This is a genomic window from Halanaerobium sp. ST460_2HS_T2 (assembly GCF_003337665.1).
GTDB lineage: Bacteria > Bacillota > Halanaerobiia > Halanaerobiales > Halanaerobiaceae > Halanaerobium > Halanaerobium kushneri.
This window is the reverse complement of the sequence record NZ_QPJF01000045.1, coordinates 1-11,819: the sequence shown is the minus strand read 5'-3', so window position 1 is coordinate 11,819 and position 11,819 is coordinate 1. Positions and strand designations below refer to the sequence as shown.

Annotated in this window: 11 protein-coding genes and 1 tRNA gene; 10 read left to right on the top strand and 2 right to left on the bottom strand. The window is 31.3% G+C overall.

Annotated elements, in window-relative coordinates; all coding sequences use genetic code 11:
- Nucleotides 1-113 precede the first annotated feature (113 nt).
- A complete protein-coding gene (locus tag DFR80_RS14405; RefSeq protein WP_147270199.1) occupies nt 114-440 on the top strand; it encodes a hypothetical protein in 327 nt (108 codons plus the stop codon).
- 455 nt (nt 441-895) lie between these two features.
- On the opposite strand, the gene DFR80_RS14400 is transcribed toward DFR80_RS14405, so the two are convergent.
- Nucleotides 896-983: transfer RNA gene (locus tag DFR80_RS14400), tRNA-Ser, on the bottom strand.
- Between the two features lie 201 nt (nt 984-1,184).
- On the opposite strand from DFR80_RS14400, the gene DFR80_RS14395 reads away from it, so the two are divergent.
- The 8 genes from DFR80_RS14395 (at nt 1,185) to DFR80_RS14360 (ending at nt 9,356) form a co-directional block, all read left to right on the top strand.
- Nucleotides 1,185-2,615 (top strand): alpha-amylase, encoded by a 1,431-nt coding sequence (locus DFR80_RS14395; protein WP_114490407.1) that lies wholly within the window; start codon nt 1,185-1,187, stop codon nt 2,613-2,615.
- A 140-nt stretch (nt 2,616-2,755) separates the two neighbouring features.
- On the top strand, nt 2,756-2,980 hold the full coding sequence (locus DFR80_RS14390; RefSeq protein ID WP_114490406.1) for a ferredoxin: 225 nt from the start codon (nt 2,756-2,758) through the stop codon (nt 2,978-2,980).
- Between the two features lie 168 nt (nt 2,981-3,148).
- On the top strand, nt 3,149-3,829 hold the full coding sequence (locus DFR80_RS14385) for a FadR/GntR family transcriptional regulator (RefSeq protein ID WP_114490405.1): 681 nt from the start codon (nt 3,149-3,151) through the stop codon (nt 3,827-3,829).
- A gap of 119 nt (nt 3,830-3,948) precedes the next feature.
- Nucleotides 3,949-5,139, top strand: a complete 1,191-nt coding sequence (manD, locus tag DFR80_RS14380; RefSeq protein WP_114490404.1) for a D-mannonate dehydratase ManD — start codon at nt 3,949-3,951, stop codon at nt 5,137-5,139.
- Nucleotides 5,140-5,240: 101 nt separating this feature from the next.
- A complete protein-coding gene (locus tag DFR80_RS14375; protein WP_114490403.1) occupies nt 5,241-6,521 on the top strand; it encodes an extracellular solute-binding protein in 1,281 nt (426 codons plus the stop codon).
- Nucleotides 6,522-6,594: 73 nt separating this feature from the next.
- Entirely contained in the window at nt 6,595-7,503 is a 909-nt protein-coding gene (locus tag DFR80_RS14370) for a carbohydrate ABC transporter permease (RefSeq protein ID WP_114490402.1), read from the top strand.
- Nucleotides 7,504-7,562: 59 nt separating this feature from the next.
- Entirely contained in the window at nt 7,563-8,381 is an 819-nt protein-coding gene (locus DFR80_RS14365) for a carbohydrate ABC transporter permease (RefSeq protein ID WP_114490401.1), read from the top strand.
- 162 nt (nt 8,382-8,543) lie between these two features.
- Nucleotides 8,544-9,356, top strand: coding sequence for a response regulator (locus DFR80_RS14360; protein ID WP_158537735.1), 813 nt, complete (start codon nt 8,544-8,546; stop codon nt 9,354-9,356).
- A gap of 135 nt (nt 9,357-9,491) precedes the next feature.
- On the opposite strand, the gene DFR80_RS14355 is transcribed toward DFR80_RS14360, so the two are convergent.
- Nucleotides 9,492-10,520 carry a LacI family DNA-binding transcriptional regulator gene (locus DFR80_RS14355; protein WP_114490399.1) on the bottom strand — a complete coding sequence of 343 codons (1,029 nt, stop codon included), beginning with the start codon at nt 10,518-10,520 and terminating at the stop codon, nt 9,492-9,494.
- A 282-nt stretch (nt 10,521-10,802) separates the two neighbouring features.
- Here DFR80_RS14355 and DFR80_RS14350 point away from each other — a divergent pair, with 282 nt between their 5' ends.
- Nucleotides 10,803-11,738 (top strand): sugar ABC transporter permease, encoded by a 936-nt coding sequence (locus tag DFR80_RS14350; RefSeq protein ID WP_114490398.1) that lies wholly within the window; start codon nt 10,803-10,805, stop codon nt 11,736-11,738.
- The last annotated feature ends 81 nt before the right edge of the window (nt 11,739-11,819 follow it).

The window sequence follows — 11,819 nt, the reverse complement described above, 5'->3', positions numbered from 1 at the left end:
GTAACTATTTAATTCAACGGAGCCAGGCAAATGCCTTTTTTATTTAGATATTTTTAGATTTACATTTTTTTCTTCACAACATTAATTATACAACCAAAATATTTTTAGAAGAAATGTTGCTTGGTTTTTTTAAGATTTATAAAAAACATAAAAACCTTTCTATAATTATTTTGAGAGAAGCAGTTGCTGTAAACGAAGAATTTGGAGATGAATTCAAAAGAATGGAAGAAAAACGCTTCCGTCGGTTACAGGATTTATATAAATTTTTGATAGAGAATAATTATATATCAAAAAATATTGAATTTGATTATTTTGCTTTTGCCTTTTTAGGTATTATGGAAAGTGTAATAATGAGGAAACTTATTTTAAGTGAAGAAGATTTTAATATTGAAGAAGCTGCAGATAAAATAAGTGATTACTTAAATAAAGCAATTTCTTAAAATCTATTTATTCAAGTGTAAGATAATTAGTAAAAATAAAAAGATATTATCTATAATTGAATCTGAAATTCAAAATTGGATTTTGGATAGATCAAAATTTATATTAAATTATTTGAACCTCTCCGCCAGTATAGCATGCCTCATAATAATACTGGCTGTACTACTTTTAGATGATTTTTCTATCTCTCAGGGCCCAAACTCTTCTCTGATATTAGCTTTTTTTATCTATTCTTTGTATTTAGTCTTCCCCGTGTCTTATAGTACTTGCACTTTCTTTAGACCTATCTTTTTAACGTTTTAGTTACCATGTATAATATCACCTCTATCTATATCTAAAACACCTTTATCAATATTAATTAAAAATGGCAGGATTTTGGCAGGATTCACGCCTTAAACACAAAAAACCCCACCATCACGGCGGGGTTTTAAAATAGGCATCAGCCCTTAATATTCAATGGCGGAGAGACTGGGACTCGAACCCAGACACCTTTCGGCTTCACCGGATTTCAAGTCCGGCTCCTTAGCCAATTCGGACATCTCTCCACTTATGTCACGAATAATATTGTACTATAGAAATAGATTACTGTCAAGAGAATTCATTATTTTTTTATTAAAGAAGAGGAAATTACTGTTTTACTCAAATATATTTTAAAGAAGAAAAAATAAACATCTGTTATTTATGCTGGTAAATAAAAAAATAAAAAAGTAAAAAATATTTGAAATTTATATTTTGAGGTGATTATAGTGGAAAATCCAGTTATTTTACAGACTTTTTACTGGGAAATGAACAGCAATAAATATGCAGAAAATTTTCCTGAAGAAAAAGATCTCTGGAATTTAATAGACAAAAGAGCTGATTCAATAGCTGAAGCAGGATTTGATTATCTGTGGTTTCCGCCTGCTAATAAAGGTGCAGGGGGGATAGAGGATGTTGGTTATGGTACATATGATCTCTGGGATTTAGGTGAGTTTAAGCAGAAAGGCAGTATAAGAACTAAATACGGCACAAAAGAACAATTAGAAAGGGCTGTAGAAAATTTGCATAGTAAAGGACTGAAGCTAATATATGATGCTGTCTTAAATCACAGACTGGGTGCAGATGATAAAGAAACAGTTACCTTAAAAGATGGCAGTCAGGCTGACGTCTGGACAAAATTTGATTTTCCAGGGCGCGAAAATAAATACAGCAATTTAAAACTTAACTGGACTCATTTTGATGGGGTTGATTGGAACGAACGAACCAGAAGGGCAGGAGAATTTCTCTTTCAGTGTAAAGAGTGGGATGATTCTTACGAAGATGACTATCTTATGGGAGCAGATATAGATTATGATAATCAGGAAATTAAAGCCGAGGTGATAAACTGGGGAAAGTGGATAATTAATCAAATGGATTTTGATGGTTTTCGATTAGATGCCAGTACTCATATTGATAATGAAATGATTCATGACTTTATTGAGGAAGTTACTGCAGATACAGAGAAGGATTTAATTTTTATTGGTGAAGCCTGGGTTAATAGTCCAAAATCTTTAATGGATTATTTAAACATTGTTGATAATAAAAAGCTTTGTGCCTTTGATTTTCCTTTAAGACAGAGTTTTGTAGAAATGATGAAAGGTAATCTTGATATGCGCTGGTATGGAGGCAGAGGATTGGTAAATCAAAAAGATTATAAAAATAGAGCAGTTACTTTTGTAGAAAATCATGATACAGATCATGAAAGTACCAATAAATATGGAATAGAGACTATTGTTTATCGAAAAATGCAGGCTTATACATATATTCTAATGCGGAGAGATGGAATCCCAACTGTATTCTGGAAAGATTATTATAATTATGGTTTAAAAGATAAAATAGATAAGTTAATTTCCGCCCGCAAGAAATTTGCCTATGGTGATGCTTTTGAGAGTGAAACAAATGATCAAAAAACATATTCATATATTAGAACAGGTGATGAAAAACATCCCGGAAGTGGACTGGTAATGATGATAACTCAGCGAGAAAACAAAGAGCTTGTAGAAAAAACTATAAATACAGGAAAAGCAAATACGTGTTATTATGATTTTACAGCTAATGTAAAAGAGAAAGTCAAAACAGATAGTGAGGGAAACGGTAACTTTAAGGTTAGAGGAACAGCAGGAGAAGGTTATTCTGTCTGGGTTCAGCTTGAAAAATAATAGGCTGTAGAAAGGTTTCTAGTTAAAATTTAAACTTACTAATGGCTTGAATTATGAATAAACGAAAAATTTTGACAAATATTAAGATAACTATTATAATTTATTTAGGTTCATATTCTCACAAAGAAAGGGTGGTTGTTTTGGCAAATGTGGAAAACAGAGTTTCTGAAAATGTTGAAGGTGAATACTATGTTGATGATCAGTGTATTGCCTGTGGTGTTTGTGTTGGAGAGGCTCCAGATAATTTTGAAATGTCTGGTGATTATGCCTATGTTTTTAAACAACCTGAAAATGAAAATGAACGGGAAGCCTGTGAGAGTGCCTTAAATGCCTGTCCTGTTGATGCAATAGGCAATGATGGCTAAAAATTTGAAATGCAAATATTTATGTAGAGGGGGGGCAACCCCTCTTTCTTAATTTATATATTTTTTAAAATTTTAATTTGACATTATAAAAAATTTAAGCTATAATTTAAATTAACAACTTGTAATACAACCTACAACTTATAATTTGATAAAAAGTGGGGAGATATTATGGATACTATAAAAAAAATTAATTTAGTTGATGAGGTTTATAAAAAAATGAAAGAAAAAATTCTGAGTGGTGAATGGGAGCCAGGGGAAAAAATACCTTCAGAAAATGAACTTTCAGAGAAGTTTGGAGTAAGCAGGAATACTATCAGAAATGCGATTCAGAAATTAAAAGGATTAAATGTAATAAAAACCAGACAGGGCCAGGGAACATTTCTGTCTGAAAACTTAAACAGCAGTATAGTTAGCAGTATTATACCGGATATGATTTTTAGTAACGATGAAATGCTTGATGTTTTAGAATTTAGAAGTATAATTGAGAAAGAAAACGCCCGACTGGCTGCAATTAGAGCAGAAGCAGAAGATATTCAGGAAATAAAGAAAGCTCTAGATCAGATGGTAAAACATCAGGATGATTATAAGGAGTATTCACTGTGGGATTATAAATTTCACTTAAATATTGCTAAGGCATCTAAAAATAAAATTCTGCATCAGACAATGTTAAGATTAAAAGACATACTCTTTCATCATTTAGAAGAAATGAATAAACAGGGTAATTTTAAAAAAAGTATAGAAGGACATAAAAAACTTTATTCGGCAATTAAGAATAAAGATCCTGAATTAGCAGTTAATTTATCTGAGGAAGATGATCGCGAAAGATTTAAGGATTTAAAAAAAATATAATTTTTTTATTTCAACTTGTACTACAACCTACAACTAACAACCTACAACTAAATTAATTATCTATATAAATTTTCAAATAAGAATTTTCTACAATAATAATAAAGAATTAAGGTGATAAGATGAAAATTAATAATGTTAAAGTGATAGTAACCAATCCAGGCAGAAATTATGTTACCGTAAAAATTGAAACTGATCAAGGGATTTATGGGGTAGGGGATGCGACCCTTAATGGACGAGAGTTAGCAGTTGCTAAAACAATTGAAGAGTATTTGGCTCCAATTATTATTGGTAAAAATCCGGATAATATAGAGCATATCTGGCAGTACATATACCGTGGTGCTTACTGGCGTGGTGGGCCTGTATTTATGACTGCTCTGGCAGGGATAGATATGGCTTTATGGGATATTAAGGGTAAAAAGGCTGGTCTCCCGGTGTATTCTCTTCTTGGAGGTAAATGTCGAGATAAAGCACTCTGTTATACTCATGTTTCCGGTCAGAGTTTTAAAGAGGTTAAAGATAACGCCTTAAAAAAGATTGACGAGGGCTACAAAGCCTTAAGAGTTCAGGTATCTATACCTGGGCTGGATGGAACCTATGGCACTGTAGAAGATGATGCCAAAGAATTACCTTTTGTAGAAAAGTGGGATTCTAAACCTTATTTAAATACTATTCCTCAACTATTTGAGTATTTAAAAAGTGAAATTGATGATGACATACATCTAATACATGATTCACACGAGCGGCTGACAATTTCTGAAGCTGTGAAGCTGGCAAAAAGATTAGAAAAGTATGATCTCTTGTTTTTAGAGGATCTTTTAAAACCTGAAAATAAAGATGGATTTAACTTTATCAAAAATAATTCAGCAATGCCTCTGGCAATGGGAGAATTATTTAACAGCAGATGGGATGCAGTTAAATTAATTACAGAAAAATTAATTGATTATATTAGATGTGATGTAAGCCATATTGGTGGGATAACGGAGGCTAAAAAAATTGCACATTTAGCAGAAACATTTCAGGTTAAGACTGCCTGGCATGGTCCAGCGGATATTTCTCCAATTGCTCATATGGCAAATTTACATCTTGATTTTTCAACTCCTAACTTTGGAATCCAGGAGCTGGCAGAGTTTCCTAAGGAAGTGGCAGAAGTATTTACTGGACAGCCGGAATTTGAGGATGGCTATCTAAAAATATCTGATAAACCTGGTTTGGGGTGTGATATAGATGAAGAGAAGGCCGCAAAATATTCATATCAAAAAGCTTATTTGCCGGTTGCTGAACGTCTGGATGGCAGTGTTCATGACTGGTAAAAAAATTTAGTTTACTTGAAAGGGGTGATAACTACCAATAATAACCAGCTGATTATTTGTAGTAGAAAAAATTATTTAACTAAAAAAAGGAGTGTAAACGAATGAAAAAGAAAACTTTAGTTAGCTTAATGTTGGTTACTTTTATCTTTGTATTATCAGTGTCAGCTCTGGCAGATGACACTTTAACAATCTGGCATGTTTATACAACTGATAGTGACGGCAAGCAAATCGTTGATCAGGCAGTTAAGGCAACTCAAGAAAAGTTTCCTAATCTCAAAATTGTTAGCTCACCAATGGAAGATGGGGCCTACAAAACAAAGGTTCAGGTAGCTATTAATTCAGATGAACTTCCAGATGTTTTTATGTCCTGGGGTGGAGGTTCACTTAAAAAGTATGTTGATGCCGACATGGCACTAAATCTGAACTCCTGGTTGGATGAAAACCCGGATGTAGCTGATGGATTTGTAAGCAGCACCGTCTTTGACCCAGCAACCTTTAATGGTAATGTATATGGGGTTCCTGGGCATGGGATTGAACTTTTTGCAACCTATTATAATACTGAGATCTTTAAAAAGTATGATTTAGAAGTTCCTGAAACATATGAGGATCTTAAAGAAGTAATTAAGGTTTTACGTGAAAATGATATCATTCCATTTGCTCTGGCAAATCAAGAAGCATGGCCCGCATCTTTCTACTACATGTATCTGGTAGACAGAATTGGTGGTTATGATGCTTTCCAGAGTGTTTTAAATAGAACTGGGGGTCATTTTACTGATCAACCATTTGTTAAAGCAGCAGAAAAAATACAGGAATTAGTTGATTTAGGTGCATTCCCGAATGGATTTAATGGTCTAAAACATGGTAATGCTCAGGATTATATGCTATATTATTCAGGTAAAGCTGCAATGACAATTCAGACACCAAGCTTTATTCCTAATATGAAAAATGAAGCACCATCTGTATACGAAGCAACAGATATCTTTACTTTTCCAGCAGTTAAAGGTGGCGAAGGTAATCCAAATAATGCTTTAGGTTCTCCAGGTGGTTCATGGTTTACAGTTAATAAAAATACAGAAAATAAAGAAGCTGCTTTGGAATTCTTAAGAAATCTTTCAACTGAAAAGGCTGGAATGGCTCTTAAAGAGGCTGGACTTGTTCCGGTTCAAAAAGGAGTAGAAGTTGAGGGCAGAATTCCTGTAAAAATGAAAGAATTATTTATGGCAGCACCACATATTCAAACAGCTTATGATCAAACTTTACCTCCTAAATTAGGTTCTTTCCATAAAGAAAGTCTGCAGGGAGTATTAGATGGTTCACTTACTCCAGAAGAAATGACAAAAGAATGGGAAGATTTAGCTAAAGAAGTATATGGTGAAGAATAACTAATATAATTTCCCTCCTTCTTAATAAATAAGGGGGAGGGAATATTTTTTATTGTGGAAGGAGTAGAGAGATATGGATTCAAATGATTTTGGATTAACAGAATTTTTTAGTGAAAAAACCCAGAAAAAATTGCGATTTGTTTTATTAGGACTTATCCCTGCCTATATATTCTATTTATTATATTTAATTGTTCCCATACCACTTTCATTTTATTATTCTCTTTTTAGTTGGAGCGGTATAAAGGATTTAGTTTTTGTTGGTCTGGAGAACTGGCAGCTGGTATTACAGGATGAAATATTTTGGAAAGCTCTAAGTAATAATTTTTTGCTAGTAATTTTATCACTTTTAATTCAGATTCCCATTGGTCTATTATTAGGAGTCTTTATATCTAAAAAGATTAAAGGCTATAAAATTTTTAGAGTTGTTTTCTTTTTACCATATATTATGTCAGCGGTGGCAGTAGGTATTCTTTTTTCGTATATTTACGACCCCAATTTCGGTCTTTTAAATAATCTCTTACAGATGATTGGTTTAGGCTCTCTTCAGTCTGCCTGGTTGGGGAACAGAAGTCTTGCCATATTTTCTGTTATTGGAGCAATAAGCTGGCGTTTTACACCATTTTATATGATTCTTTTTTCAGCAGCTCTGGTAAGTATTCCTCAAAGTATTTATGAAGCAGCTAGAATTGATGGAGCCAGAGGCTGGCAGAGATTTTTTAGTATAACTTTACCAATGATAAAACCTACAATAGTAAATGCCTGCATTTTATCTTTAACTGGTTCTTTAAAGGCATTTGGACTTGCTTTTACCATGACAGGTGGTGGGCCTAATCACGCTTCAGAGCTTATGGCAACTTATATGTACAAAACAGCATTTACCGATATGGAAATGGGTTATGGAAGTACAATTGGGATTTATTTATTTTTAATTGCTTTTAGCATCTCAATGACAGTATTATTTTTTAGTAAAAGAAAGAAATAGTCTAATCTGGAGCAATCCAGGATTTTTATTTGACGATTTATAGATATGGAGGTAATACCATGAAAAAAAGCAGTATATTATATTATATAATAGCAACAATATTTAGCATAATCTTTGGTTATCCTTTCATTTTTATGGTTAGTACAAGTCTGAAAGGTAATATGGAGTTTCTGCAGGAATCAATCTGGTCACTTCCTGATACTTATAAGTTTATTAATTATCTAGATGTTTTGAATTCCGGATTTTATCAATATTTTTATAATAGTATTTTTGTTACTCTTATCTCACTGGTAGTACTTGTTTTTATAAGCACTCTTGCCAGCTATATAATTACGAGAATAGATTTTAGAATGAATAAATTTGTTCTGGCAACTTTTGTCGCTGGAATGATGATACCTATACATTCAACTTTAATACCTGTTTATAAAATAAGCAGATTTTTAAATTTAAATAATAAGTTAATTGGTCTGGCAGGACCCTATATTGCTTTTATGCTGCCGGTTTCAATTTTTATTCTATCAGGTTTTATGGAAAGTATCCCCAAAGAAATTGAAGAATCTGCTTTTATGGATGGTGCCAGTTATTTTCAAATTTATACTAAAATTATTTTACCCCTCTCTAAACCAGCAATAAGCACAATTTTAATCTATAATTTTGTTCAGATTTGGAATAGGTTTGTCTATGGACTAATACTGATATCTTCTCCAGAAAAATGGATCCTAACTCTTGGTTTATGGAGGTTTCAGGGAGAACACGGATTTAATGTACCCTATGTAATGACAGCCTTAACTTTGGCTTCAATTCCACTAATTATTTTGTTTATTTTGTTACAGGAAAAGGTAGTTCAGGGAATGACTGCTGGGGCACTGAAGGCTTAGCTTAAAAAATTTTATCATATATTTTTTGAGTCAAGTCAATATTTTTTTAAAAAGAAATTAATAATTCGTGCCTAAAAGGTATAATCAAGCTTTTCTTGAATATTAATAGATATAAGTTTAATGCAAATTTTTCTAATATTTTTTAGAAAGGTTAGATATACTATGAAGAACATTTTAGTAATTGATGATACAACTTTAGTACGTTATAGAATAACCTCCATCTTAAAAACAGAAGGCTTTAATGTTTATCAATCAGCAAATGCTGCCTCTGTGAGACAAAATACCTTCGCCAGTGATATTTCGCTAAAGGATATTGATTTAATTTTACTTGATATTTACTTAAGCAGTGAAAATGGTTTTGATTTATTGAGTTTTTTAGGTAAGCAGTATCCAGCAATTGACATAATAGTTGTTAGTGGAGCTAATAGGGCTGCTGTTATTAAAAGATCAGTCAGTCTGGGGGCAAAAGATTTTATAGCCAAGTCCTTTGATAGATCAACTCTTTTAAGAAAAGTAAATAATATTGATTCTGTCTCTGAAAATAAAGGATTCCTTAAAAAAGAAGAATCTTATAAAACAACTTTAAGTATGGAACTAAATAGATCTATAAGATCTAAGCTTTCTTTTTCAGTGGTCAAACTGGACCTGCCGCATAAAATTGATCAGAAATATTATATGGATATCAAAGATCTTATTACCTCCAGGATTAGAAATATTGATCAAATATTTTTTCTGCAAGACTTTGAATACCTCTTTATTTTACCGTTAACTGATCGGGAGGGAAGAGAAGTTTTTATAGAAAAGATAACTAATATATCTCTGGAGAACAAGCATCTAATCAAAGATAATTTTGAGGTTGAGGCAGTAACTTTTCCGGAGGAAATAATTGATCTTAGCAAATTAGACCCTGAAAATTACGGAGAATATAAGGAAGGGATATTAAAAAAAGTTGGAATTGAAAGACTAAATATTTAGGTTTCAAGTAAAGAATATCAATTTTTTAATTGATAATGGAGATACAATCTGATGTGATTGATTGTATCTCCATAATTAAGATAAGTTTATAGATTTTACTTTAAGTCAGATTAAAAAATAATTAGTGATTAATTACTAAAAATTAGTTGATTCTCCCCAAATAACTTCCGAATAGATATTTGTGATAGCAACTGGTGAATCAGGATTTTCAATTCTATAAATTAATTGATCAGCCAGTCTCTTTCCCAAATAATCAGTTTCAACTTCAACAGTTGTAAGCTTTCCTGCTATCATAGAATATTCGTTATTTCCATCATAACCAGAAATGGCTATATCTTTAGGTACATTAATATTATTTTCAACAAAATACCTCATTAAAAAATTAGCTATAAAATCACTGGCACAGACAAAAGCTTCTGGTAATTCTTCAAGATTATTCAGGAAAGAAGAAATTTCCTCATAATAAGAATAGATACCAATTTCTTTTGTTAGACAAAATTGTTGATCAATATTTAATTTATTCTCCTTCATTGCCTCTAAATAACCCTCATAGCGTTTTTTATTTGTTAAAGCATAATTAATATCACCAATAAATCCAATTTTGCTTTTTCCATTTTCTATAAGATGATTTGTGATTTTTCTGATTGCAGATTTGCCTTCTAAAAGTACTAGATCACCAGTTGTTTTTTCTATAGAAAACTGACTGACAATATCTAAATAAACTTTTGATATTTTTAATCCATTGATCATTTCTAATAATTTTTTATCATAAACATTCATAATTAATATTCCATCTATGTCGCTGTTTTGCTTTAGAATATCAGGTAATGAGTAACCCTCTTCATATGTAGGAGGGAGATAAGTATAAACTAGATTAATATTATACTTATCAAGTTCTCTTGCTACTGCATGAATAATATTTATCCAGAAAACTGAAGATTCAGGTCTTGAAATAACTACAGAAATTTTTTTTTGTGAATTATCATTTTTTATTGAGGTGGATTCAATATGCTCATTTTTTAAATATCCTAGTTCCTGAGCCTTAGAGATAACCTGGTTACTTAATCTTGAAGAAACTCCTTCTTTATTATTTAAAACTTTCCAAACTGTTACTCGTGACACTCCCAGTGAATCTGCAATATCCTGCATAGTTACTTTTTTCATATTAACAACCTTCCTTATATAATAAACTTTATAATTTAACTTTTATTATTGTTAATAAAAGTTAAATATTATTACATTTAGTATAGCATATAATGTTTAATTTTACAATTGTTGTTTTGAAAAATATAAAAAAGTTAAATTTATTGTTAAAAATGTTGACAAAACTATAAAATAGTGTTAAAATTCTTAATAACATTAACTACATATTTATCTTTTATTTCAATATATTTAAAGATAAATTAACTAAATGAATTCATTAAATCAAGGGAGGAATTTAATTAGATGAGAAAAAAATGGACAAGGGATGACACTGAACTAACTTTATTAGCTATTCCAACATTTATTTGGTACATATTATTTAGTTTTTTACCAATGTTTGGAGTTTTAATTGCTTTTAAAAAGTACAGGGTATATCCTGGAGAAAGTTTTATTTACAATATCATTAATAGTGATTGGGTGGGTTTTGACAATTTTGAGTACATATTACAATCAAATAATTTTTTAATCTTACTTAGAAATACTTTAGCGTATAACATTACATTTATTATTTTAGGAATTTTAATTTCAGTTACTTTAGCTATAATTATTAGTTTAATTTATGGTAAGTGGAAGTCAAAAATATATCAAACCTTTATGTTTTTTCCTCACTTTTTATCATGGGTTGTAGTAAGTTACTTTTTCTATGCCTTTTTAAGTTATGATAAGGGTGTTTTGAACAGAATACTTAGTTTTTTTAATTTGAACTCGGTTCAGTGGTATATGGAATCTGATTACTGGCCATATTTGCTGGTTATAATCCAGCTCTGGAAAACAACAGGCTATAATACAGTTATTTATCTTGCAAGTATAGTAGGGATTGCGCCTTCTTTATATGAAGCAGCACGAATTGATGGTGCTTCAACTTGGCAGCAGGTTAAACATATAACAATACCAAGTATTAGACCAATAGTAATTATGATGTTTATTTTAAATACAGGGAGAATTTTCTTTTCTGATTTTGGCCTATTTTATCAGGTTACAAGAGGTATACCTGCCCCTATTTATGATGCAGTTTCAACAATAGATACCTATGTTTATCAATCTTTATTATCTTCAACTCCAATTGGGATGACAACAGCTGTAACTTTACTACAGTCAGTCGCATGCTGCATTACAATTTTGCTTGCTAATTGGATTGTAAAGAAAATAGACAATGATTATGCAATGCATTGTTTCTGAAAAGTCAAGTAAATTTTAAAAATACTTTTGTAGTCCCAGGTATTTTATGCAGCTGTTGATTTTCTCTTTCGATTGAGTCGT

What these genes read in the sequence shown, in the direction of transcription:
- DFR80_RS14350 (WP_114490398.1), top strand. Translation starts at nt 10,803, where the DNA reads ATGAGAAAAAAATGGACAAGGGATGACACTGAACTAACTTTATTAGCT.
- manD (WP_114490404.1), top strand. Translation starts at nt 3,949, where the DNA reads ATGAAAATTAATAATGTTAAAGTGATAGTAACCAATCCAGGCAGAAAT.
- DFR80_RS14375 (WP_114490403.1), top strand. Translation starts at nt 5,241, where the DNA reads ATGAAAAAGAAAACTTTAGTTAGCTTAATGTTGGTTACTTTTATCTTT.
- DFR80_RS14355 (WP_114490399.1), bottom strand. Translation starts at nt 10,520, where the DNA reads ATGAAAAAAGTAACTATGCAGGATATTGCAGATTCACTGGGAGTGTCA.
- DFR80_RS14370 (WP_114490402.1), top strand. Translation starts at nt 6,595, where the DNA reads ATGGATTCAAATGATTTTGGATTAACAGAATTTTTTAGTGAAAAAACC.
- DFR80_RS14365 (WP_114490401.1), top strand. Translation starts at nt 7,563, where the DNA reads ATGAAAAAAAGCAGTATATTATATTATATAATAGCAACAATATTTAGC.
- DFR80_RS14385 (WP_114490405.1), top strand. Translation starts at nt 3,149, where the DNA reads ATGGATACTATAAAAAAAATTAATTTAGTTGATGAGGTTTATAAAAAA.
- DFR80_RS14360 (WP_158537735.1), top strand. Translation starts at nt 8,544, where the DNA reads ATGAAGAACATTTTAGTAATTGATGATACAACTTTAGTACGTTATAGA.
- DFR80_RS14405 (WP_147270199.1), top strand. Translation starts at nt 114, where the DNA reads ATGTTGCTTGGTTTTTTTAAGATTTATAAAAAACATAAAAACCTTTCT.